The organism is Amycolatopsis sp. NPDC088138 (assembly GCF_044741685.1).
Classification (GTDB): Bacteria; Actinomycetota; Actinomycetes; order Mycobacteriales; family Pseudonocardiaceae; genus Amycolatopsis.
The window spans coordinates 304,778-328,700 of sequence record NZ_JBIUTB010000001.1; the positions used below are offsets into that span (position 1 = coordinate 304,778).

A 23,923-nucleotide genomic window follows, 5' to 3' on the forward strand; every position below is an offset into this window, starting at 1 on the left:
TCCCCTCAGGACGCGTAGACGTGGTAGGCATCGGTGATCGTCTCCGCGATGGTCGCTCCGGCGGCGTCGGACGCGGTGACCCGCAGCGAGACGTCCGTGCCGCGGAAGGTGTCCGTGGTCGCGGCGAAGTCCGCGTGGTAGACCCCGTTCCCGCGGGCCGTGACGGCCGCGTCCTGCCAGGTCGTGCCGTCGGTCGAGTACTGCACGGTCGCCCCCGTGATCGCGCTCGCGGCGCTCAGCTGCAGGTGCCCGACGGTGAGGTCGAGCCCCTGCGGTCCGGACGCGGTGGAGCCGTCCGGCCGGAGCCCGCCGACCGCGTACCCCAGCGTGAGCAACGGCTCGACCGCGCAGGACCGGTCCGGCCCGTCCGCCCCGCGCGTGCAGTACAGCGCCTGCGGAAGCGTCGCGCCCTCGACGTGCTGCGACCGCCACGTCCACTCGGTGTGGGTGGCCGTGCTCTGGTGGTACATCGGGCCGGTGCGGCCCGCGTCGATCGTCAGCCCCAGCGTCGACGGCCCGGCGCCGACCTCCTGCTCGAGGTCGAGCGCGGTCGCGCCCACCGGGCTGCCCTCGGCGACGGTCGTGCCGTCCTGGGTCAGCGTGTAGTGCCCGGTGATCGTGTCGCGGGACTCGCCGTAGAAGCCGAACCCGGTGTGACCGGGTTCGTTGTCGCTGAACGGCGTGATCGAGAACCGCAGCAGGTCACCGGCCCGCGTCGCGCCCGGCTGGGTGTAGACCGTCGCGTGGTCGAGCGGCTCCAGGGCGACGGCGCCGGCCGGGTGCAGCGGGAAGCGGTTCCAGCCTTCGGTGACGGCCGTGCCGCCCTGGTAGCCGTGGAACGCCTCGTACTGGCCGCCCGCCCAGCCGGGGAACGGCCCGGGCAGGACGTACTTCGAGACCCCGCCGAACCAGACGAGGTCCGGCGCGGCCGAGACGTACTCGGTCTGCCGCCGCGGCAGGTCGAGCGGGTGCGACGGCCGCCCGCTGCTGTCCTCGAAGGCGAACATGCCGCTGCGCTGCCGCAGGCCGGCCGAGGCGTACTCGCTGTAGTAGGTGGCGTCGACCGCGGCGACGTCCTTCGCCGTGATCACGTACCGCTGCTGCGGAATCGTGCCGACGCTCGCCTTCTGCAGCACGTATTCGTACGGCGTGCCGGGGCCGGGCGGGGACACGAGCCTGCTGTACGGGTACGTCTGCAGCGCGCCGGTCGTGACGGGTTTCGCCGTCGGGGAAACGGAAATCGGCACGCCGGGACCGGCGTCGAAGTCGACGAGCAGCGCCGGCCCGGTCTTCGCCGCCCGGCGGAACAGGAACCCGGTGTCGTCGAGCAGCGCGGGCCGCGGGGTCACCCAGGTCAGCTTGCTGGTGGCGCGCTTCGCGTCGACGCGGACGGTGGTGTCGGCCTTGACCGCGAACTCGGGCTGCGCGCTGAAGCGCAGTTCGGTCGGGTTGCCGTCGGCGTCGGCGGTCCAGAAGACGCCGAGCGCGCTGTAGTTCCCGTCCGGCGCGCTGAACTTCGCCGTACCCCCGGTGAAGTAGTTGTAGTTCTCATTGGGATCGAGGACGTTGCCGTCGTCGGTGTTGTAGAGGAACGCGATCCCGGTGTCGGCGGGCTTTCCGCCGATGTCCTTGGCGTCCACGGAAACCGTGCGCATCACCGACCGCGGCTGCGCTTTCGGCCGCTTCGCGCCATTGAGCGCGTAGCTTGCTCCGCCGGCGAAGAGCCCTTGGCCGCCGAAGTGGCCGCGGGCGTTGTCCTCCTTGAACTGTTTGGCCAGCGCCGCACCGAAATCGGGCTTCGGGGTGTCGACCTGACCGCCGGCCAGCAACGCCTTGACGTCGAACAGGCTCAGGTCGAGCCCGCGGCCGAGATAGGGCAGGGCGGTGCCGGGGATCTCGTAGTCATGGCCGCCGAGGCGCAGGTGGACGAGTGCCCGGGCCATGCCCTTGGCCGCGGCGGGCAGGACTTCGAAGGTGTCACGGCCGTCCGGAGCGGTCCGGACGGTGACGCGGTCACCGGTGATGAGCGTGGCGGTGGACGCGCGGGTCGCCGCACCCGCGGGGGGCGGGGCGAGCCCGGTCAGGCCCGCCTGACCGGCGAGCACGACCGCGAGCACCGAAAGAGTTCTTCGCACAGGCTCCTCCATGTGGTGGTTGATCACCACTACGACGAGCCAGACGCGGGGACGGTTGAGCCCGGTTCTCGATCTTCCGGGAGTTACCTCGAACGGGTCAACCACCGAGAGTCAGGTCAAGCCGCGCACGCGGGGGTCGGGAATGGACCGCGGCACGGGCGGGCGAGGCCGAAACCGCTGTATGGGCCCGCTTCGCGCGTTTGCGGATGCGTTCTTGACCTGGTGCGGCCAGTGGCCGGTAGCGGTCGACCCCCGCGGCGCTCAGGAATGGGCCACCGGCACCGGCCGGGCGACGCCGAAACCGCCGTACGGTCCGGCTTTCGCGCGTTTGCGGACCTCGTCGAAGTGGCGGTGCACCGCCTCGGCCGCGGCGTCCGCGTCCCGCAGCAGGAGGGCGTCGACGATCACCTGGTGCCGCTTGGCCGTCGCCGTCGGGGAGCCGGCCGGGCCGCCCAGCTCGCTTTCCGCGATGCGGTAGACGTCCCAGAACAGCCCGGTCAGCTCGCGGGCCAGGTCGAAACCGGCCTCCGCGCAGATCAGGTCGTGGAACTCGCGGTCGGCCTCCGCCGCGTCCGGGCCCTTGCGGCGCATCCGGGCGACGCACGACTGCAGCTGCTCGACCAGCTCCGGCCGGTGGTCGACGGCGACGCGGCGGGTCAGCTCCGTCTCCAGCATTTCGCGGACCTCCAGCAGGTCGCGCAGCCGGCCGACGTCGGTCGCGCCGCGGGCCCGGGTGCGGAACAGCAGCCAGGTCTGCAGCGACTCCGAACCCGCCGAGCCGACGAACGTGCCGTACCCGTGGCGGATCTCGACGATGCCGAGGGCCTGCAGGGCCTTGATCGCCTCGCGGATCGAGTTGCGGCTGACCCCGATGTCGTCCATGAGGCTCAGCTCGGTCGGCATCGGCGCGCCCGGCGGGAGCTCCCGTTCCACGATCAGGTCGATGATGCGCTTGGTGATCTCTTCGCTGCGCTGCGGACGGGCCACTGCTGTCCTCCCCGGATGCGTCGTGAGAGGACATCCTACGTCATACGTCCAGAAGGGTTGACCGGCACGCGAAGCCATCCTAGGCTCACGCCGGTCATAGGACGTCCCATGTCCTACCGTTCGAGGCCCGCAGGAGACAGCGATGTCCCAGAGCCCGTCGCTCAGCCGCCGCCAGTTGCTGCGCTACACCACCTTCGCCGGCGCGGCCCTGGCGTTCCCCACCGTGCTCGCCGCGTGTGGCGGACCCGCGTCCACCAACAAGACCGGCAGCTCGGCGGGCAACTTGACCGCCGTGATCGGCTACGGCAACAACCAGACCTGGGACCCGCTGCAGACCGCGTCCGCCTTCTCGATGGCCGCGATCCTGCACTGCTACGAGTCCCTCGTGGAGGGTGATCCGATCACCCGCGCGCCGTTCCCCGGCCTGGCCAAGGCCCTGCCCGACGCGAGCGGCACGAGCCTGAAGTTCGAGCTCCGCGACGGCGCGAAGTGGCACGACGGCCAGCCGGTCACCGCCGACGACGTCGTCTTCACCTACGCGCGGGCGCTCGACGACAAGGAGAACGTGCTGATCCACAGCTTCTTCTCCACCTGGCTGCAGGAGGTGCGCAAGACCGGTGACCGCGCGGTCGAGTTCGTCCTCAAGTTCCCGTTCCCGTACGCGCTGCAGCGGATCCAGTGCTGCAAGATCGTCCCCAAGCACGTCTACGACGGCAAGTGGGCCGACGCCGCGGCGGGCAAGGTCGTCGGCTCCGGCCCCTACAAGGTCGTCGAGCAGGCGCCGCTGTCGCACACGAGCTTCGAGAAGTTCGCCGATTACAACGGCCCGCGCCCGGCCGCCTACGACAAGATGCTCTGGAAGTCCATCGTGGACTCCGCGCCGCGCGTCGCCGCGATCTCCGGGGCGAAGCCGGACGCGCAGATCGTCGAGAACATCCCGGCCGCCAACGCCGACCAGCTCCGCGCGGCGGGCCGGACGGTCGAGTTCGCCGACGGCGGCAACAACCTGTTCCTGCTCTTCAACACCCAGCACGCGCCGTTCGACAGCAACCTCGTCCGCCAAGCCCTGCACTACGCGATCGACAAGAAGAAGATGATCGAGATCGGGCTGAAGGGCGCCGGCTCGCCGGGGACGTCGTTCATCAACCCGAAGCTGCCGTCGTCGCAGCCCGCGTCGCAGGACTTCGCCTACAACCCGGACAAGGCGAAGCAGCTGCTGCAGCAGGCCGGCGTCAGCGGTCTCAAGGTCACGCTCTCGACGACGAACACCTCGCTGGTCGCCGACTGCGTCAAGGTGATCAAGGAGGGCTGGGACGCGATCGGCGTCCAGACCACCTTGGACTCCCAGGACACCAAGGCGCTGTTCTCCAAGCTGGACGCGGGCACCGACTTCCAGGTCGTCGCGACGACCAACAACCCGATGCAGTTCGGCAACGACCCGGACCTGCTCATCCGCTACTACTACGACGCCAAGTCGATCCTCACCTCCAAGTACGCCCGCTGGACCGGCCCGGACGCCCAGTCCCTGCTGGCCCTGCAGGACCAGGCCGCGGCGGAGGCGGACGAAGGCAAGCGGACGGCGCTCAACAAGCAGCTGCTCGACCGGATCTCCGAGCAGGCCGTCATCTACCCGGTGGTGTTCACCCAGCTCGGTACCGCGTGGGACCCGAAGGCGATCAGCGGCGTGCGCGCCCAGGGTTACCCGGGCATCTACCTGAACCAGGCCAAGCCGGCCTGAGCGAGGAGAACCCCCGTGGTCGTCGTCGTGCGGATGCTGCTGAGCCGCGTCCTCGCCCTGATCCCGCTGCTGCTCGGCGTGATCCTGTTCGTCTTCGTCGTGATGCGGTTCGCGCCGACCGACCCGGCGCTCGCCGCGTTCGACGGCGCGAACGCCACCGCCGAGCAGCTGCAGCAGTTCCGGCTGGAGAACGGGCTGCTCGACCCGCTGCCCCTGCAGTACGTGCACTTCGTCTGGCACCTGGTCCAGGGGGACTTCGGCACCAGCGTGATCACCAAGCAGCCGGTCGGCGAGACCATCGCCACCGCGCTGCCGCTGACCGTGCAGCTGACCCTGCTCGGGCTGGTCCTCGCGCTGGTGGCCTCGCTCGTGCTCGGCGTGACGTCGGCGCTGTTCCGCGACCGCTGGCCGGACAAGCTGATCCGGATCGTCACGCTCGCCGGTGTCGCCGCCCCGGCGTTCTGGGTGGCGCTGCTGCTGGTGCAGTGGCTGGCCGTCGACCGCGGGCTCTTCCCGACTAGCGGGTACGTCAGCCCGGCCGACTCGTTCGGCGGCTGGCTGAACTCGCTGACGCTGCCCGCGATCTCCCTCGCACTGCCGGTCGCGGCGCAGCTGACCCGGGTGATCCGGACGTCGATGGTCGAGGAGCTCGACAAGGACTACGTCCGCACCGCGCGTGGCGGCGGGCTGCCGCCGGTGGTCGTGGTGGGCCGCAACGTGCTGCGCAACGCGCTGGTCACCCCGCTGACCGTGCTCGGCCTGCGGGTCGGCTACCTGCTGGGCGGCGCGGTCGTCATCGAGACGATGTTCGCGCTGCCGGGAATGGGGCAGAACATGATCCAGGCCGTCAAGGACGGCGACACAGCCAAGGTGCAGGGCTTCGTGATCACCATCGCGATCGGGTTCGTGCTGGTCAACCTGATCGTCGACGTCCTGTACCTGATGGCCAACCCGCGCCTGCGGAGCCACTCGTGAAGCGCCTTCGCGGGGCCTGGCCCGCGCTCGCGATCCTCGGTGTCCTGCTGCTCGTCGCGATCGTCGGCACGCTCGTCGCCACGCACAACCCGGACGCGCTGAGCACCGACACCGGCGGCCCGAGCGCCGCGCATTGGTTCGGTACCGACCAATCCGGCCGGGACATCTTCTCCCGGCTGGTCGCCGGCACACGCTGGTCGCTCGCCATCGGCCTGGGGGCGGTGGCGCTCGCACTCGTGTCCGGCGCGGTGATCGGAGCCTTCGCGGCGACCTCGGGCCGCCGGGTGGACGCGGTGGTGATGCGCGTGCTCGACGTCATCATGGCGTTCCCGGGCATCGCGCTGGCCGCCGTGCTGGTCGCGGTCTTCGGGCACGGGATCCTGGTGCTGATCCTGGCCATCGGGTTCCTCAACATGCCGCCGGTGGCCCGGGTGATCCGGGCGAACGTGCTGGCCCAGTACGGCGAGGACTACGTCGCGGCGGAACGCGTCATCGGGGCCCGCCGGTTCTTCGTGCTGACGCGGCACGTCGCGATCAACTGCGCCGCCCCGGTGCTGGTGTACTGCACGGTCACGGTGGCCGACGCGATCGTGTTCGAGGCGTCGCTGTCGTTCATCGGCGCCGGCATCCAGCCGCCGGACCCGTCGTGGGGCTCGGTCCTGGCCGACGGCAAGGACCTGGTGCTGACCGGCGGCTGGTGGGCGACGCTGTTCCCCGGCCTGCTGATCCTGATCACCGTGCTGGCGCTGAACATCCTGTCCGAGCGGGTCTCGGACGCCTGGGCCGCGCCCTCGGCCCGATCGGCCAGGGCCGGCGCGGTGGCGAAGGCCGTCGCGGCTCGCGAAGACGCCGACACGGCACCCGTCCTGCCGATCGCGGGGCTGCGGGAGGCGGGGGAGCGGCTCGCCCGCGGCGCCCGCTCCCTGGACCACCGCGAGACGGTCCTCGAGGTCGACCGGCTGGCGATCGCCTTCCCCGGCCGCCACGAGGGCGTGAACGTCGTCGACGGCGTCTCGTTCAGCGTGCGCGCGGGCGAGGTGCTCGGCCTGATCGGCGAGTCCGGCTGCGGCAAGTCGCTGACGTCACTGTCGATCCTCGGCCTCCAGCCGCCGACGGCCACGGTGAGCGGCCAGATCCGGTTCGCCCAGCGTGACCTGCTCGCGTTGCGCCCCGGCGAGCGACGGCGGCACCTCGGCCACGACATCGCGATGATCTACCAGGACGCGCTCAGCTCGCTCAACCCGGCGATGACGATCCGCGCGCAGCTCAAGCAGTTCACCCGCCGCGGCGGCACCCGCACGCCGGCGGAGCTGCTCGAGCTGGTCAACCTCGATCCCGGCCGGACGCTGCGGGCCTACCCGCACGAGCTGTCGGGCGGGCAGCGCCAGCGGGTCCTGATCGCGATGGCGCTGTCCCGCGACCCGAAGCTGATCGTCGCGGACGAGCCGACCACCGCCCTCGACGTCACCGTGCAGGCGCAGATCATGGCGCTGCTGCTGCGGCTGCAGGAGGAGCTCGGGTTCGCGCTCATCCTCGTCTCCCACGACCTCGCGCTGGTCTCGGAGATCGCCGACCGCGTCGTCGTCATGTACGGCGGCCAGGTCGCCGAGCTGGGCACCACCGCCGAGGTCATCGGCTCGCCGCGGCACCACTACACGCGCGGCCTGCTCAGCGCGGTGCTCTCGCTGGAGGAGAACGAAGCGCGCCTCACCCAGATCAAGGGGGTCGTGCCGGCCCCGGCCGAGTTCCCGGCGGGCTGCCGGTTCGCCGGCCGCTGCCCGGCGGCCCGTGCCAAGTGCCACGACGAGCCGCCGGTCCGCTTCGGCGAGCCGGTCGAGCACCTCGTCGCGTGCCACTTCCCGGCCGTCGACCTGTCCCGCGAGAAGGAGGCGACCGCGTGAACCTGCTCGAACTCGACGGCGTCCACGTCGTCCACAAGATCCGCGGCGCCAACCTCTTCGGCCACGACAGCGTCTACGCCCTCACCGACGCCCACCTGGTCGTCAACCCGGGGGAGACCATCGGTGTCGTCGGCGAGTCCGGCTGCGGCAAGTCGACGCTCGCGAAGGTGATCGTCGGCCTGCAGCCCCCGACCGCGGGCACCGTGCGGTTCCGCGGCGAGCCACTGGGCCGCGGCTTCGGCCGTGAGGTCGGCATGGTCTTCCAGGACCCGGCCACCGCGCTCAACCGCAGGCTGGCCGTCGCCAAGATCATCCGTGACCCCCTCGACGTCCACCGCGTGGGCACGCCGGACGAGCGGGACGACCGGGTCCGCGAGCTGATGACGCTGGTCGGGCTGCCCGACAGTGTCGCCGACGCGGTGCCCGGTCAGCTGTCGGGCGGGCAGCGCCAGCGTGTCGCCATCGCGCGTGCCCTGGCCCTGCGCCCGGCGCTACTGGTGGCCGACGAGCCGACGTCCGCGCTCGACGTCTCGGTCCGGGCGCAGATCCTCAACCTGCTGCTCGACCTGCGTGAACAGCTCGAGCTGGCGATGGTGTTCGTCTCCCACGACATCCAGACGGTCAAGAAGATGAGCGACCGGATCGTCACGATGTACCTGGGCCGGATCGTCGAAGAGGCCCCGGCCCCGGAGCTGCCCGAGGCCGCCCGGCACCCGTACACCCGGGCGCTGTTCTCGGCGACGCCCAGCCTGCTGCACCAGGTCGAGCCGATCGTGCTCACCGGCCCGGTGCCGTCGGCAACCCGCCCGCCGAGCGGCTGCGCGTTCCGCACCCGCTGCCCGAAGGCGACCGGCGAGTGCGCGGCCGACCTGCCGCCGCTCGCCGTCGCCGACGGTGGTCACACCTACCGCTGCATCCATCCCGAGACCCCTGCCGGAGTGAGCGCCTGATGCCGAAGTTCGCCGGAATCGTCCCGCCGCTGTGCACGCCGTTCCACGACGACTTCAGCGTGGACACCGACTCGCTGCGGCGCCACGTCGAGGTCCAGCTCGACGCCGGGGTGCACGGCGTCTTCGTCCTCGGCTCCTCCAGCGAGGTCGCCTTCCTCCCCGACGCGCAGCGGCGCGTGGTCGTCGAGACGACGGTCGACCAGGTCGCCGGGCGTGTCCCGGTGCTGGCCGGCTGTATCGACATGACGACGTTGCGGGTCGCGGAGCACATCAAGACGGCCGAGGCCGCCGGGGCCGACGCCGTGGTCGTCACCGCGCCGTACTACACGCGGACCCACGTCGCCGAGATCGACCGGCACTTCCGGCTGCTGCGCGACCGGACGTCGCTGCCGATCGTCGCCTACGACATCCCGGTCGCGGTCCACACCAAGCTCGACGGCGCGATGGTGCTCGACCTCGCCGCCGACGGGGTCATCGCCGGGCTGAAAGACTCCAGCGGTGACGAGGCGGCGTTCCGCTCGGTGCTGCTCGGCAAGCGCGAACGCGGTCTCGACGGCTTCTCCGTGTTCACCGGATCCGAGCTCGTCGTGGACGCGGCGCTCGCGATGGGCGCGGACGGCGCCGTCCCGGGCCTCGGCAACGTCGACCCGGTCGGGTACGTCCTCATCCACGACCACTTCAAGTCCGGCAACCTCGCCGCGGCGCGCCGCGAGCAGGAGCGCCTGCTGAAGCTGTTCTCGATCACGTCGGTGGCGCCGCCGACCCGGATGGGCCGCGGCTCGGCCGGGCTGGGCGCGTTCAAGGCCGCGATGAAGATGCGCGGCTTCATCGACAACGCCGTCATGGCGCCCCCGCAGCTGCCGCTGGACGACGAGGAACTGCTGCGGATCAAGGAGAAGCTGGCCGAGGCGGGCCTGCTCTGATGATCCACTACGGGGCCGACTACAACCCGGAACACTGGCCCGAGGAGGTCCGCCGCGAAGACCTGAAGCTGATGGCCGAAGCGGGCGTCACCATGGTGACCGCCGGGATCTACTCGTGGGCCGGGGTCGAGCCGAGGCCGGGGGAGTACGACTTCGGCTGGTTCGACGACGTCATGGACGGCCTGGCGGTGGCCGGCGTCCAGGTCTGCCTGGCGACGATGACGGCGTCCCCGCCGCCGTGGCTGACCCGGGCGCACCCCGAGGTGCTGCCGGTGCGCGCCGACGGCGTCCGGCTCGCCCCCGGCGCGCGTCAGCAGTTCTGCCCGTCGAGCCCGGTGTACCGGGAGCACGCCGCCCGGCTGGTCGAGCAGCTGGCGACGCGGTACGAAGGCCATTCCGCGCTGGCGATGTGGCACGTCGGGGAACGAGTTCGGCTGCCACATCCGGGCCTGCTACTGCGACGAATCCGCCGAGGACTTCCGCCGCTGGCTCGAAGCCCGTTACGGCACGCTCGAGGCGCTCAACGCGGCTTGGACCACGACGTTCTGGTCCCAGCGCTACTCCGCGTGGGACGAAATCCTGCCGCCCCGCGTCGCGCCGACGTTCCCGAACCCCGCGCAGCAGCTGGACTTCTGCCGGTTCTCCTCCGACGCCGCGCTCGGCTGCTTCCTGACCGAGCAGCGCGTGCTGCGCCGCGTCACCCCGGACGTCCCGATCACGACGAACTTCGTCGGCCTGGTGCAGAAGGCGCTCGACTGGCACACCTGGACACCGCACGAGGACGTCGTCAGCCTCGACTCCTACCCGGACCCGTACGACCCGCGCGCCCACGTCGAAGCCGCGTTCGCCTACGACCTCGTCCGGTCGGCGAAGGACCAGCCGTGGATGCTGCTGGAACAGGCGCCGAGCGCGGTCAACTGGCGGCCCCGCAACAGCCCGAAACCGCCGGGCGCGATGCGGCTCGGCAGCTGGCAGGCGATCGCCCAGGGCGCCGACGCCGTCCTGTTCTTCCAGTGGCGCCAGACCAGCGGCGGCGCCGAGAAGTTCCACTCGGCGATGGTCCCGCACGGCGGCCGCGACACCCGGACGTTCCGCGAGACGGCCGCGCTCGGCCAGGAGCTGGCGCGCGTGCCGGAGCTGGCCGGGACGCGCATCCGCGCCGACGTCGCGATCCTGCACGACTGGCCGAGCTGGTGGGGCCTGGAGCTCGACTCGCACCCGGCGGCGCTGGAGCAGCTGGAGACGCACCTCGCGCACTACGCGCCGCTCTTCGACGCCAACATCACGTGCGACGTCGTCCACCCTGCGCGGGACCTGTCCGGCTACCAGCTCGTCGTCGTGCCGAACCTGTACCTGCTGGAACAGGCGTCCGCGGACAACCTGCGCGCGTACGTCGCCGGCGGCGGGCACCTGGTCGTCTCGTACTTCACCGGCATCGTCGACGCCAACGACCGCGCGTACCTCGGCGGCCACCCCGCGCCGCTGCGGGACGTCCTCGGCCTGCGCGTCGACGAGTTCTGGCCGCTGGATGCGCCCGTCGACCTGAGTTTTGCCGACGGTACAACGGATTCCGGGACGCTCTGGTGCGAGTGGATCGAGCCGGAAGGGGCCGAGGTCGTCGCTTCCTTCGCTTCCGGCGAGCTGGCCGGGCGCCCCGCGATCACGCGTCACGCGTTCGGGGACGGCGTCGCCTGGTATGTCGGCACTCGGCCCGATCTGGCACCGTTGCTCGACCGCGTCGCCGCCGAAGCCGGGGTGACGCCGGTGCTGGCCACACCGCCCGGGGTCCAGGCGGTCGTCCGGCACGGTGCGGAAAGCGCTTACCTCCTGCTGCTCAACCACGGCACCGCGCCGGTCACCGTCGACCTGCCGCAGCCCGCGCCGGACCTGCTGGGCGACCCGTCACGGCCGCTGCGCCAGGTCCGGCTCGCCTCGCGAGGTGTCGCTGTCCTGAAGGGATGAGAATGAGAACACTGGGGAGATGGGCCGCGCTGGTGGCCCTGGTGGCGAGTGCGCTGCTCGCCGTGGGCCCGGCCCAGGCCGCGCCGCAGTTCGACCAGCAGGTCCTGTTCAAGGCTTCCCAAGACCCCGGCTACAGCTGTTTCCGGATCCCGGCGATCGTCAAGAGCACCCACGGCACGCTGCTGGCCTTCGCCGAGGGCCGCATCGACAACTGCGGGGACACCGGCGACATCGACCTGGTGCTGAAACGCTCCACCGACGGCGGCAAGACGTGGTCGCCGCTGCAGGTCGTCAACCCCGGCGGTGGCGACACCCACGGCAACCCGGTGCCCATTGTGGACAGTCGCACCGGCCGGATCGTCCTGATCACCACGTACAACAAGGGCCGTGACGACGACAAGGCGTGCGACGTCCCGTGCCCGCGCACCCCGCACTCGCAGTACAGCGACGACGACGGCCGCACGTGGTCGGCACCGGTCGACATCAGCGCCCAGGCGAAGCTGCCGGGCTGGGACTCGTGGTACGCCTCGGGGCCGGTGCACGGGATCCAGCTGACTCGCGGGCGTCACGCGGGCCGGCTCGTGTTCGGCGTCAACGCCGAGACCAGCGACGGCACCAATTCGATCGAGAACCACGCCGGGCTCGTCTACAGCGACGACGGCGGCCGCAGCTGGCACGTCGGCGCGGTGAACAGCTACCCGCACCCGGTCGGCGGGACGTACACGCAGAAGCCGTCCGAAGTCACCGTCGTCGAGCTGGCCGACGGCTCGATCTACGCCGGCGGCCGCGAGCAGGGCGGCACCGACATCGGCAACCGCGACTACGCCCTCAGCCGCGACGGCGGTGAGACGTTCTCCAGGTCCTTCACGACCATCCCCGACCTGGTGACGCCGATGGTGCAGGGAGCGATCGTGCGTGTCGGCGACCGTCTCCTGTTCTCGTCGCCGTCGGACACCGACCGCCGCCGCTGGATGATGATCCGCTCGTCGTACGACAACGGCCGGACCTGGGAGAACGCCGAGCAGGGCACCCAGATCACGACGGACTGGTCCGGCTATTCGGACCTGGTGGCGATCAGCGGCTCGGAGATCGGCCTGCTTTACGAAGGGGGTGCGGTCGACGCCCGCGACGAGATCCGCTTCGCCCGCTTCACCGAGGATTACCTGGGTTCGCACAACTCGGCCGGTCCGTCCACACCGGACGTTTCGGGGCACGCCGACGCCCGGGTGCTGGGCGGCGCGTCGGTGGCGGCCGGGCGGTTCGGTGGTGGCCTCACGCTGGACGGCGTCGACGACTACGTCCGCGTGCCGTACGACCCGGCGCAGCCGCCGGGCGACGGCGATCTGACGTGGACCGGCTGGTTCCGCTACGGCGCCACGAAGGGCAACCAGGTCCTGTTCTGGCTCGGCGGGATGGGCACGACGGCGCCCCAGCTCTGGCTGCGCGGTGAACCGGCGAACCACCGGCTGATCGCGATGATGACCACGTCGGCCGGGAGCGCGTCGGTCTCGTCGTCCCAGGCCTACGACGACCAGGCCTGGCACCACGTCGCGCTGGAGCGGACCGGCGGCAAGCTGCTGCTGTGGGTGGACGGCACCCAGGTCGCCTCCGGGGCCGCGGCGGCCGGCTCGGTCAGCCAGACCGTGTCGTTCCAGCTGCAGCTGGGTCAGCGGCTGGACAACGCCTACCGCTGGAACGGCTCGTTCGACGAGGTCCGTTTCTACCGCCGTGCGCTCACGGCGACGGAACTCGACGCGATCCGCCTGCGGAACGCGCCGGTTCCGGCCGGTCAGGTGCTGCGGCTGCCGTTCGACCGGGTCCGCGGCTGAGGGAAAGAAGGACGACGCCGGCGATGCTGAGCGCACCGCCGGCGGCGTCCACCCAGGTCGGCGTCTCGCCGAGCCAGGCGAACGCCACCAGGAGCGCGACCGCGGGGACGAGGTAGAGCGCGCCGGTTGCGACGGCGATGGTGTGCCGCGCGACCGCGTAACCCCACGCGACGAATCCGGCGGCCGAGGGCAGCACGCCGAGGAACACGACGGCGAGGGTCGAGCCCGGCGGCGCCGCCTCGACACCGCGCAGGGCCGCGGGCGCGAGCGGGAGCAGGAACAGCGTCCCGGCCCACATCGCGTAGCAGGCGACTTCGAGCCCGGTGTAGCGCTTGAGCAGCGGCTTGCTGCCGAAGTGGTAGACGCCCTGGACCGCGGCGGCGGCCAGGACGGCCCACGCGGCGCCCGAGTAGCCGAGGCCACCACCGATGGCGATGAGCGCGCTGCCGCCGAGGGCCACCGCGCTGCCCGCCACCTTCGCGGTGGTCAGCCGCTCGCCCAGGAACGCCGTCGCGAGCAGCACACTGAACACCGGCGCCACCGACACGAGCAGGCTCGCCGTGCCCGCCGGCACGTGCACCTCACCCCAGTTGAGCAGCACCTGGTACGCGCTCATCCCGGCCAGCCCGCACACCGCGATCAGCGGCAGGTCGGCCGCGCGCGGCCGCCGCACGCCCAGCAGCGGCGCGGCCAGCAGGAGGAAGGCCGAGGCCACCGCGAGCCGGGCGAACGACAGCCCGGCGACGCCGTACCCGTCGAGCCCCACCTTGATCGCCGGGAACGCCGAGGCCCACAGGACGACGGTGACGGCCAGGGCGAGGGTTGCCTTGAAGGTGCGCTTCACGACGTCTATCGTCGGCCGGACGATGCTGAAGTACCAGTTACGGTTTCTTCGCTGAAGAGAATGCCTGACTTAATGTTGGATCTCCGCCGCCTGCGCATCCTGCACGGCCTCGCCCAGCACGGGACCGTGGCCGCGACCGCGGCCGCGCTGCACCTGACCGGCCCGGCCGTCTCCCAGCACCTGGCCGCGCTCGAACGCGAAGCGGGCACGCCGCTGCTGGAAAAGCAGGGCCGCACCCTGGCCTTCACCCCGGCCGGGCGACTGCTCGTCTCGCACGCCGAGGTGCTCCTCGACGACCTCGCCGCCGCGGAGTCGGCGATGGCGGCCGTGTCCGAGAACGGCGGCACCGGCACGGTCCGGCTGGCCTCGTTCGCCTCGGCGGCCCGGCAGCTGCTGCCGTCGGCGTGGGCCGGGCTCCGGGAAGCGGGCACGGTCTCGCTGCGCCTGGTCCAGGAGGAGCCGGACGACGCGCTGGAGTCGTTGCGCCGCCAGGACGTCGACATCGCGCTGGTGCACAGTTATTCGCTGCTGCCGCGCAGCATCCCGCCGCGCTGCGAGGACCGGCGCCTGCTGGAGGACCCGGTCCTGCTGGCCCTCGACCCGGCTCGCGCGGGCGGCCTGGCGCCCGGCGAACCCGTGCGGCTCGAGCGGTTCGCGGGTGACCCGTGGCTCGTGCCCGCCGCCGACCTCTCGTGCCGCGAGATGATCCACCGGGCGTGCGGCGCGGCGGGTTTCGTCCCGCTGGTGGCGGCCGAGGCGAGCGACTTCGCGGTCCTCGTCGCGCTGGCCGCGTCCGGCGCGGGCGTGGCTCTGGTGCCCGCCATGGCGTTACCTGACGGACCGCCCGGGGTGAGTCTCCATCCGCTCGAGGAACCGTTGACACGCAAGGTGTTCGCGCTGACCCGGACGGGCACCGCGCGGCGCCCGGACATCCGGGCCGTGCTCGACCGGCTGGAGCGTTCGGCCCGCGAATGGACGGAACGTCACTTCTGAGGACGGGCCTTTTCCACGGCTTCCAGGAACTTCGCGACCTTCGCCCGCATCCCGTACGGGTACAGGAACGTGTTCCCGGCCAGCTTGTCGGCGAACAGCGGCACGTTCGCCACGACGTCCGCCGCCGCGTCCGGGACCACGAACACGATCTTGCCCGGCTTCCAGGCCGTCGGCGGCGTGTGCTGGATCTTGCTGATCTTCTCGACCGGGAACCGGTTCTTGGTGTCGCCGGGGACGATGAACCAGCTCTTCGTCGCGATGCTGAGGGTGACGGTGTGGCCGTCGAAGCGGAGCGATCGCCGCCTGGCTCTCAGGTGCACCTTCCGACTATCGCAGAGCGCGAACCCCGCGGGACAGGTGCTTCCGGGTGCTCAGAGGGTCTTGCAGGTCAGCTCCGGGCGCGCGGAGCCGTTGCCCTGGCCCGTCAGCGCGGTCAGGCCGAACGACGTCGAGCCGTTCGCGTCGAGCTTCGCGTTCCAGTCCGCGTTGTCGACCGTGACGGTCGAGCCGTCGACGGTGAAGGTCCCGTTCCACAGGCCGGTGATGTGGTGGCCGCGGGGCAGGGTCCAGTTGACGCGCCAGCCGAGGAGGCCGACCGCCCGGTCGTTGCGCACGGTCACCTCGACCTGGTAGCCGCCGGGCCACGAGTTCGTCACCCGGTAGTCGGCCGCGCACCCGAGGTCCGCGGGGGCCGAGGAGCTGGTGACCGGGGTCGTCGACGGGGGAGCGGTGGTGGACGGCACGGGCGCCGGCGCGGCCACCGGGGTGCTGCCGGGCACCAGGACCGTGCCGATGACGATCCCCAGGGCCAGCAGCAGCGCGCCCGCCGCGCAGGCCAGGACCAGGCCCCGGCGGCGCGGAGGAACCTGCAGCAGGCGCGTCCCGACCTGAGGGGTGACGCGGGGCGGCGGCAGCGGACGGCCGCCGGTGACGGCTTCGAACAGCTCCTGCACCTCGGCCATCGCCGGCCGCTGCGCGGGGTCCCGCTGCAGGAGCCGGCCGAGCACCTCGGCCAGCGGGCCGGTGTGCTTCGGCGGGATGACGTCGTCCTGGGCGATCCGCCGCAGCAGGACGATGGTGTTGTCCTCGGTGCCGAACGGCGGGGTGCCCTCCAGCGCGCGGTAGAGCGTCGCGCCGAGGGAGAAGACGTCCGCGGGGAACCCGGCCTCGGCGCCTCCGGCGACCTCGGGCGCCAGGTAGGCGGGGGTGCCGGCGATGAACCCGCCGCCGGTCACGGCTCCCTCGCCGGTCGCGCGGGAGATGCCGAAGTCCGCGATCTTCGTGACGCCGTCGGGGGCCATCAGGACGTTGCCGGGCGTGACGTCCCGGTGCACGATGCCTTCGGCGTGCGCGGCGGCGAGCGCCGAAGCGACCTGTTCGCCGATGCGCGCGACCTGGTCGGCCGGCAGGGTTTCCCGCTCCAGCAGGACGTCCGCGAGGCTGCGCGACGGCAGGTACTCCATGACCAGGTACGGCGCGCCGTCGTGCTCGACGACGTCGTGCACGGTGATGGCGTGCGGGTGCCGCAGCCGCGCGGTGAGCCGCGCCTCCCGCAGCGCCCGCGGGCCGCCCTGACCGCTGCCGGACGGGTCGTAGCCCAGCTGCTTCACCGCGACGACCCGGTCGAGCCGCTCGTCGCGGGCACGCCAGACGACGCCCATCGCACCCTGGCCGATCCGGTCGACCAGCCGGTAGCGCTCGGCGATCAGCTGTCCTGCCTCGGTCACGACGACCCTCCGGTACCGGTGCTCGCCCAGGCCTTCCCCGGGGGACACGGATCCGGGGACCGATCGGTTCGAGCTTAACGGCCTGCCCGCCGCCTCGCCGACGAGCAGGCCGTCCCCGCGCTCACGCGCCGAAGGGGTGCAGCTGGTCCCAGGACGGGACGCGCGGGGTGATCCGCAGCTTCATCCCGGCCTCGGCGGGCAGCTTGTCCGCCTTGCGGGCGTTGCAGCTGCGCGCCGTCCCGCCGCACGCGGCGACCGTGTTGAGCCAGTCGGTCCGCGCGCCGCCGCGGCTCAGCGGCACCACGTGGTCGATCGTCGTCGCGCGCTGGCCGCAGTAGGCGCAGCGGTGCCCGTCACGCGCCAGCACGCCGCGCCGGGACCAGCGCGGCGGCTGCGTATATCGCCACTTCATGACGACGTACCGCAGCAACCGCACGATCTTCGGGCGCGGGAACAGGCCGTACGCGAGACCGTCTTCGGCCTCGTGGACGACGGCGACGTCCCGGACCAGCATGCGGATGGCGTGCGGGACGGAAACGGTGTGCAGCGGCTCGTAACCGGCGTTGAGGACGAGAACCCCCATGGCGCGACTTCTTTCTTCGGATGGGACGCGAAAAGCCGCCCGGATCGCGGTGATCCGGGCGGCTTTCCGCGAAGCGACACGTTCATGGTCGCCGAGCCGTGCGAAGGGCGTCAATCCTGTTTCAGTGCAGCGGGTGGCTCCGGAAGAACCGCCAGATCACCGGGGTCGCGTCGATGACCGTCGGCGTGGCCGAGTCGAGGTTCGGCTTGGTGCTCGGCCAGACGTGCCCCGCGCCCTCGACGCGGTAGTGCTCGACGGTGCCGCGCCGGTCGCAGCCGAGCCACTTCTGCGCGACGACACCCTTCACCGGCGTCCAGGACACCGGCTTCGAGCGGCAACCGTCCCTTGTGGACCACGCGGCGAGCCAGTCCGGGATCGCCGGCAGCCCCTTCTCCGGAACGCCGGTGTAGGGGATGGTCGTGTCGGCGGTGCCGTGGAAGTCGAGGATCGGCACCGAACGGCTCGGGTGGCAGGCGCCGCCCTGCGGGTAGAAGGCGCCCGACACCGGGGCGAACGCCGCGATCCGGCTCGCCAGGCGGCAGGCCAGCACGCCGACGAACCCGCCGCCGTTGGACTTCCCGGCGGCGAAGACGCGGTTCGCGTCGACGCACAGCGACTTCTGCAGCTTCGTGATGAGGTCGCTGGTGAGCAGGACGTCGTCCGCCGCGGCCGAGTACGGCGCCCCGGTCCAGGCGGTCTCGCCGTCGGTGCCGACGAGGCCCTGCGGGTAGACCGAGATCGCGTCCAGCGCCGAGAAGCCCGACAGCTCCTCCTGGTACTGCGACGTGCGCTTGTGCCCGTGGAACGACAGGAGCACCGGGTAGGACTTGCGCGGGTTGTAGTGCGCCGGCAGGTGCACGGTGTAGGTGCGGTCGAGGCCGCCCGAAGTGATGTGCTGGGTCGTCGTCACCCCGGCCGGGACGGGGGCGGTGCGGCCGCAGCCGGTGGTGCGGACGGGGTGGTCCACGACGCCCTGGGGCGTCGAAGCGACGGCAGGTGCGGCAAAGCCGGTGGTCAGCGCGCAGGCCGCGGCGAACGCGGCCGCCCACCGGGGCCGGGGGAAGCGTCCGGGCACTCGATCCTCCTTGATCGGCAGCAGGGCGTGGCCAGCATCACACCGGCCGTCGCCGCCCGCCTACATTGCGTTCATAAAGTGCGCGGCCGGGTGACGGCCGGGACTGTCGGACCGCCTCGGTACGATCGGGCCGTTCGCCGTGACACCCGGAAGGAAGCCCGTGACCACCCCGATCGAGACGCTCGAGTTCCAGTCCGAGGCGCGTCAGCTGCTCCAGCTGATGATTCATTCGATCTATTCGAACAAGGACACGTTCCTGCGGGAACTGGTGTCGAACGCTTCGGACGCCCTCGACAAGCTGCGGCTGGAGTCGTACCGCGACAAGGACCTCGTGGCGGACACGGCCGATCTGCACATCACGATCGAGTCGGACCCGGCCGAGCGCACGCTGACGGTGCGGGACAACGGCATCGGCATGACCCGCGAGGACGTCGTCGCCCTCATCGGCACGATCGCGAAGTCCGGCACCGCCGACTTCCTGGCCAAGCTCAAGGAGGCGAAGGACGCGGCCGCGTCGCAGGACCTGATCGGCCAGTTCGGCGTCGGCTTCTACGCGAGCTTCATGGTCGCCGACAAGGTCACCCTCGTGACGCGCCACGCGGGCAGCGCCGAGGGCGTCCGCTGGGAGTCGGCGGGCGAAGGCACCTACACGATCGAGCCGGTCGAGGACGCGCCGCAGGGCACCGCGGTCACGCTGCACCTCAAGCCGGAGGACACCGAAGACGCGCTGTACGACTACACGTCCCCGGCGAAGATCCGGGAGATCGTGAAGAAGTACTCCGACTTCATCACCTGGCCGATCCGGATGACGGCGGAAGCCGCGCCGGCCGCCGAGGGCGAAGAGCCCGCCGAGCCGGCGGTGGAGACCGTCAACTCGATGAAGGCGCTGTGGGCGCGGTCGTCGAGCGAGGTCACCGAAGAGGAGTACAGCGAGTTCTACAAGCACGTCAGCCACGACTGGCAGGACCCGCTGGAGACGATCCGGCTGCAGGCCGAGGGCACGTTTGAGTACCAGGCGCTGCTGTTCCTGCCGTCGCACGCGCCGATGGACCTGTTCCTGCGGGAGCGCAAGCGCGGCGTGCAGCTCTACGTGAAGCGCGTCTTCATCATGGACGACTGCGAGTCGCTCGTCCCCGAGTACCTGCGGTTCGTCAAGGGCGTCGTCGACGCGCAGGACCTCTCGCTCAACGTGTCGCGGGAGATCCTGCAGCAGGACCGGCAGATCCAGCTGATCCGCCGTCGCCTGGTCAAGAAGGTCCTCTCGACGGTCAAGTCGATGATGTCTTCCGACGCCGAGAAGTACGCGACGTTCTGGCGCGAGTTCGGCCGCGCGGTCAAGGAGGGCCTGCTCGACGACTTCGAGAACCGCGAGGCGATCCTCGAGATCTCGTCGTTCCCCTCGACGCACGACGCCGAGAAGCCGACCTCGCTGCGCGAGTACGTCGAGCGCATGAAGGAGGGCCAGGAGCACGTCTACTACATGACCGGCGAGTCCCGGTCGGCCGTCGAGAACTCGCCGCACATGGAGGCGTTCGCGGCCAAGGGCTACGAGGTCCTCGTGCTCACCGACCCGATCGACGAGATGTGGGTCGACGCCGTGCAGGGCTTCGACGGCAAGCAGTTCCAGTCCATCGCGAAGGGCCAGGTCGACCTGGACTCGGACGAGGACAAGAAGGCCACCGAGGTCGCCCGCGAGCAGCAGCAGAAGGACTTCGAGGGCCTGCTGTCGTGGATGGGCACGTCGCTGGGCGAGGACGTCAAGGAGGTCCGGCTCTCGTCGCGGCTGACGACGTCCCCGGCCTGCATCGTCGGCGACACCCACGACCTGACCCCGACGCTCGAGAAGATGTACCGCGCGATGGGCCAGGAGCTGCCGCCGATCAAGCGGATCCTGGAGCTCAACCCGGAGCACGCGCTGGTCACGGGCCTGCGCGAGGCGCACACCGCCCGCCCGGAAGACGAGGGCCTGGCCGAGACGGCCGAGCTGCTCTACGGCATGGCCCTGCTGGCCGAAGGCGGCGAGCTGGGCGACCCGGGCCGCTTCATCAAGCTGCTGGCCAACCGGCTGGAGAAGACCCTCTGAGAGCCGCGGGCCCGGGCGAGAACCTCCTCGCCCGGGCCCGCGGCCTCGCTCGCGGCGGCAGTGCCGGGGTGATCGGCCGGCGCCTGGTGTCGCCCTCGGCCAAACCCGGTGCGCCGCTCCGGACTCGTTCGCGGGGCATGGTCCGGGACGTCCGGCTGGTGCGTGGCGTTGCCCTGGTCGGCCTGCGTCGGACGTGCCCGTCGAGAACTCTTCTCGAAGCTCCGTCGAGGAGGACACTCACCCGTGAGCGCACCACGGGTGAGAGGAGTTCTCGTGCCCGCTTCGCAGGTGTTCGCCAACCGCGAGGACGGCGGGCGGCGGCTGGCGCGGGAGCTCGCGCGCCGCACCTGGGCCGATCCGCTGGTGCTCGGCCTCGCCCGCGGTGGGATGCCCGTGGCGGCCGTCGTCGCCCGGGTGCTCGGGGCCGAACTGGACGTCGCGGTCGCGCGGAAGATCGGCGCACCGGGGCACCGGGAGTACGGCGTCGGCGCGGTGACGCCCGACGGCCCGGCCATCTACGCCGAAGCGAGCCTGCACGCGCTGAAACTCACCACCGCCCGGCTGGCGCGGGCGGAAAACCGCGAACGGGCCGAAGCACGCCGCCGCCTCGAGCGATATCGGGCGGGCCGCGGGCCGGTGGTCTGCGCCGGCCGGGACGTCATCCTCGTCGACGACGGGCTCGCCACCGGTGTCACCGCGCGGGCCGCCCTGCACGACCTGCGGGCCGGTGGCCCGTCGACCATCGTCTTCGCGGCGCCGGTATGTGCCCCGGGCGCGGCCGCGCTGCTGTCCGAGGCCGACGACGTCGTCTGCGTCGCCGAGCCGCCGGAGTTTCGCTCGGTCGGCCAGTGGTACGCCGATTTCCGCCAGACCGGCGACGAGGAGGTGCTGGCCCTGCTCGCCCGGTGACCCTCGGCGGTTCCACTGAGGACGCGCCGTGACGTGCTGCTCCACCTGGGGAATTCCCGGTTGAGCCCGCCGGTGGCGGGGTATCTCCGGGCCGGGGATGCGACGGATGGGCAGGTGTCATGGCGGAACGGGACGGACTCGGCGCACCGGCGCTCGGACTGCGGCAGTACCTGCTCGCCGTCGCGAGCAAGCTCGACGCGCCCGCCTGGTTCTGCGAGGTCGAGGTGCCCGCCACCGCCTACCTCGCGCTCGAACAGCGGCTCGAGCGGTTCCCGGACCACGAGACGGCCCTGCTGTGGGACGAGCGCGACGGCTGGGCCGCGGCCGTCGAGTCGGCGTCCGGTGAAGACGTCGTGATCCTCGCCTACCTCGGCGAGGATCTGCTGCCGGACCCGTGCGCCGTCGCGGACTTCGTGCGCGACCTCTACGGCGACAGCTACCCGGGGCGGCCCGACCCGCCGCACTTCCGAAGACCGGGCAGCGCCGACGGCTTCGACGAGCGGCTCGCCGCTTACGCCGGGAAGAGCGTCTGCATGCCGGAGGGGCAAGCCTGAGGTCAAGCGCTTGCCGTTGACTGTCCACATCGGACACAGCGCGGCGGCCGGGCGGAAACCGTCCCCCGTACGGACGCCGGCCGCACTACGCTGGAGGGACCAGTCACGAGTCCCGACCAGCCGGGAGGCCGAGTGAGTACGGAAGCCGCCGACGCGGTGGTGATCGGCGCCGGCCACAACGGCCTGGTCGCGGCGAACCTCCTGGCTGACGCCGGCTGGTCGGTGCTGGTCCTGGAGGCGACGGAGCACCCGGGCGGCGCGGTCCAGACCGCCGAGCTCACCGAACCCGGCTTCCACAACGACCTGTTCAGCTCGTTCTACCCGCTCGGCGCGGTGTCCCCGGTGCTCCGGGGGCTCAAGCTCGAGGAGCACGGCCTGCGCTGGCGGCACGCCCCCGACGTGCTCGCGCACATTTTGCCCGACGACCGGTGCGCGGTGCTGTCGCGGCACCTCGATCGGACCATGGCGTCCGTGGACGAGTTCGCGCCGGGTGACGGCGCCGCGTGGCGGCGGCTGACCGAGCAGTGGCAGGAGCTGCGTGACCCGCTGCTGGCCGCGCTGTTCACGCCGTTCCCGCCCGTGCGCCCGGCGCTGAAGCTGCTGCGGCGCACCGGCACGGGCGACGCGGTGCGCCTGGCGCGGATGCTGACGCTGCCGGCGCGGCGGCTGGCCGACGAGCTGTTCACCGGCGAAGGCGCGAAGCTGTTGTTGGCCGGGAACGCCGCGCACAGCGACCTTTCCGTGGACAACGCGGGCAGCGCGGTGTTCGGCTGGCTGCTGGCGATGGTCGGCCAGGACACCGGGTTCCCGGTGCCCGCGGGCGGTGCGGGGGAGCTGACCGCGGCGCTGGTGCGGCGGCTGGAGTCGCGCGGCGGAAGCGTCCACTGTGGACGTCCGGTCGGCGAGATTCTTGTTGCCGGCGGGCGCGCTTTGGGGGTGCGTGACGCCGCGGGTGACCCGGTCCGGGCGCACCGCGCGGTGCTGGCGGACGTGCCGGCGCCGGTGCTGTACGGCGGGCTGGTCGCGCCGGAGTGGCTGCCGTCCCGGCTGCTGGACGACCTGCGGACGTTCGAGTGGGACAGCGCGACGGTCAAGGTGAACTGGGCCCTGTCCGGCCCGGTGCCGTGGACGGCCGAAAACGCGCGCGGCGCGGGCACGATCCACCTCGGCACGGACCTCGACGGCCTGTCGGCCTTCGGCGGCGAGCTCGCCCGCGGCCGGACGCCGCGCCGCCCGTTCCTGTTGTTCGGCCAGATGACCACCAGCGACCCGGACCGGTCGCCCGCGGGCACGGAGGCGGCCTGGGCGTACACGCACGTGCCGCGCGGCTCGATGGCGGGCCGGGGTGCGCTGGAGCGGCGGGTCAAGCGGATCGAGGAGACGGTCGAGGCGCACGCGCCGGGGTTCGCCGGCCTGGTCAAGAACCGTCACGTCCAGGGCCCGGCCGAGCTGGCGGAGCACAACCCGGCCCTGGTCGGCGGCGCGATCAACGGCGGCACGACGGCGATCCACCAGCAGCTGTTCTTCCGCCCGGTCCCGGGCACGGGACGGGCGGACACCCCGGTCGACCGCCTGTACCTGGCGGGCGCCTCGGCCCACCCGGGCGGCGCGGTCCACGGCGGTCCGGGAGCCAACGCGGCCCGGGCGGCCCTGGCCCGAGCGGGCAACCTGGGCGGCGGCTACGCGGCGGTGATCAGGGCGGCCCACCGAGCGCTCTACAGCTGAGCCACCTAGCTCGGGGTTGCGGTGCGCCGG

General features: G+C 71.9%; 19 protein-coding genes and 1 pseudogene. 13 read left to right on the forward strand and 7 right to left on the reverse strand.

Annotation, left to right across the window (positions count from 1 at the left end):
- Positions 1–5: 5 nt before the first annotated feature.
- Both ACIOD2_RS01600 and ACIOD2_RS01605 read right to left on the reverse strand, forming a co-directional pair.
- The gene (locus ACIOD2_RS01600) at positions 6–2,135 is read right to left on the reverse strand and encodes a hypothetical protein (RefSeq protein WP_400533062.1); all 2,130 of its coding nucleotides are present in this window, start codon (positions 2,133–2,135) and stop codon (positions 6–8) included.
- Between the two features lie 261 nt (positions 2,136–2,396).
- Positions 2,397–3,122, reverse strand: a complete 726-nt coding sequence (locus ACIOD2_RS01605) for a FadR/GntR family transcriptional regulator (RefSeq protein ID WP_400533064.1) — start codon at positions 3,120–3,122, stop codon at positions 2,397–2,399.
- Between the two features lie 142 nt (positions 3,123–3,264).
- On the opposite strand from ACIOD2_RS01605, the gene ACIOD2_RS01610 reads away from it, so the two are divergent.
- From ACIOD2_RS01610 to ACIOD2_RS01645, 8 genes and pseudogenes are all read left to right on the forward strand, one after another.
- Positions 3,265–4,860, forward strand: coding sequence for an ABC transporter substrate-binding protein (locus ACIOD2_RS01610; protein WP_400533066.1), 1,596 nt, complete (start codon positions 3,265–3,267; stop codon positions 4,858–4,860).
- A gap of 15 nt (positions 4,861–4,875) precedes the next feature.
- Positions 4,876–5,835, forward strand: a complete 960-nt coding sequence (locus ACIOD2_RS01615) for an ABC transporter permease (protein WP_400533068.1) — start codon at positions 4,876–4,878, stop codon at positions 5,833–5,835.
- Entirely contained in the window at positions 5,832–7,736 is a 1,905-nt protein-coding gene (locus ACIOD2_RS01620; RefSeq protein ID WP_400533070.1) for a dipeptide/oligopeptide/nickel ABC transporter permease/ATP-binding protein, read from the forward strand. The genes ACIOD2_RS01615 and ACIOD2_RS01620 overlap by 4 nt, the downstream gene beginning before the upstream one ends.
- Positions 7,733–8,686: an oligopeptide/dipeptide ABC transporter ATP-binding protein gene (locus ACIOD2_RS01625; RefSeq protein WP_400533072.1), complete on the forward strand. Its 954-nt coding sequence runs from the start codon at positions 7,733–7,735 to the stop codon at positions 8,684–8,686. Before ACIOD2_RS01620 ends, ACIOD2_RS01625 begins: the two co-directional genes overlap by 4 nt.
- Positions 8,686–9,609, forward strand: coding sequence for a dihydrodipicolinate synthase family protein (locus ACIOD2_RS01630; RefSeq protein ID WP_400533074.1), 924 nt, complete (start codon positions 8,686–8,688; stop codon positions 9,607–9,609). Before ACIOD2_RS01625 ends, ACIOD2_RS01630 begins: the two co-directional genes overlap by 1 nt.
- A 71-nt stretch (positions 9,610–9,680) precedes the next feature.
- A pseudogene (locus tag ACIOD2_RS01635) lies at positions 9,681–9,968 on the forward strand (beta-galactosidase); the annotation flags it as partial.
- A gap of 82 nt (positions 9,969–10,050) precedes the next feature.
- Complete coding sequence (locus ACIOD2_RS01640) at positions 10,051–11,571, forward strand: beta-galactosidase (RefSeq protein ID WP_400535369.1); 1,521 nt, start codon at positions 10,051–10,053, stop codon at positions 11,569–11,571.
- A 2-nt stretch (positions 11,572–11,573) separates the two neighbouring features.
- Positions 11,574–13,400 carry an exo-alpha-sialidase gene (locus ACIOD2_RS01645; RefSeq protein WP_400535371.1) on the forward strand — a complete coding sequence of 609 codons (1,827 nt, stop codon included), beginning with the start codon at positions 11,574–11,576 and terminating at the stop codon, positions 13,398–13,400.
- On the opposite strand, the gene ACIOD2_RS01650 is transcribed toward ACIOD2_RS01645, so the two are convergent.
- Positions 13,306–14,244, reverse strand: coding sequence for a DMT family transporter (locus tag ACIOD2_RS01650; protein WP_400533076.1), 939 nt, complete (start codon positions 14,242–14,244; stop codon positions 13,306–13,308). The genes ACIOD2_RS01645 and ACIOD2_RS01650 overlap by 95 nt on opposite strands.
- Before the next feature lie 72 nt (positions 14,245–14,316).
- Between ACIOD2_RS01650 and ACIOD2_RS01655 the strand changes: the two genes are divergently transcribed.
- Positions 14,317–15,237: a LysR family transcriptional regulator gene (locus ACIOD2_RS01655; RefSeq protein WP_400533078.1), complete on the forward strand. Its 921-nt coding sequence runs from the start codon at positions 14,317–14,319 to the stop codon at positions 15,235–15,237.
- Here ACIOD2_RS01655 and ACIOD2_RS01660 read toward each other — a convergent pair.
- From ACIOD2_RS01660 to ACIOD2_RS01675, 4 genes are all read right to left on the reverse strand, one after another.
- Positions 15,228–15,557, reverse strand: coding sequence for a hypothetical protein (locus ACIOD2_RS01660; protein ID WP_400533080.1), 330 nt, complete (start codon positions 15,555–15,557; stop codon positions 15,228–15,230). The two genes, ACIOD2_RS01655 and ACIOD2_RS01660, sit on opposite strands and share 10 nt — an antisense overlap.
- Positions 15,558–15,608: 51 nt before the next feature.
- Positions 15,609–16,964 (reverse strand): serine/threonine-protein kinase, encoded by a 1,356-nt coding sequence (locus tag ACIOD2_RS01665; protein WP_400533082.1) that lies wholly within the window; start codon positions 16,962–16,964, stop codon positions 15,609–15,611.
- A 121-nt stretch (positions 16,965–17,085) separates the two neighbouring features.
- The gene (locus ACIOD2_RS01670; RefSeq protein WP_400533084.1) at positions 17,086–17,547 is read right to left on the reverse strand and encodes an HNH endonuclease; all 462 of its coding nucleotides are present in this window, start codon (positions 17,545–17,547) and stop codon (positions 17,086–17,088) included.
- Positions 17,548–17,668: 121 nt separating this feature from the next.
- Complete coding sequence (locus ACIOD2_RS01675) at positions 17,669–18,622, reverse strand: alpha/beta hydrolase family esterase (protein WP_400533086.1); 954 nt, start codon at positions 18,620–18,622, stop codon at positions 17,669–17,671.
- A 160-nt stretch (positions 18,623–18,782) separates the two neighbouring features.
- Between ACIOD2_RS01675 and htpG the strand changes: the two genes are divergently transcribed.
- The 4 genes from htpG to ACIOD2_RS01695 all read left to right on the forward strand — a co-directional run bounded on the left by htpG (position 18,783) and on the right by ACIOD2_RS01695 (position 23,893).
- Positions 18,783–20,705 carry a molecular chaperone HtpG gene (gene htpG / locus ACIOD2_RS01680; protein WP_400533088.1) on the forward strand — a complete coding sequence of 641 codons (1,923 nt, stop codon included), beginning with the start codon at positions 18,783–18,785 and terminating at the stop codon, positions 20,703–20,705.
- Positions 20,706–20,978: 273 nt separating this feature from the next.
- Positions 20,979–21,614 (forward strand): phosphoribosyltransferase, encoded by a 636-nt coding sequence (locus ACIOD2_RS01685; RefSeq protein ID WP_400533090.1) that lies wholly within the window; start codon positions 20,979–20,981, stop codon positions 21,612–21,614.
- Between the two features lie 119 nt (positions 21,615–21,733).
- A complete protein-coding gene (locus ACIOD2_RS01690) occupies positions 21,734–22,168 on the forward strand; it encodes a DUF6292 family protein (protein ID WP_400533092.1) in 435 nt (144 codons plus the stop codon).
- A gap of 132 nt (positions 22,169–22,300) precedes the next feature.
- Entirely contained in the window at positions 22,301–23,893 is a 1,593-nt protein-coding gene (locus ACIOD2_RS01695) for a phytoene desaturase family protein (RefSeq protein WP_400533094.1), read from the forward strand.
- Positions 23,894–23,923: the final 30 nt, after the last annotated feature.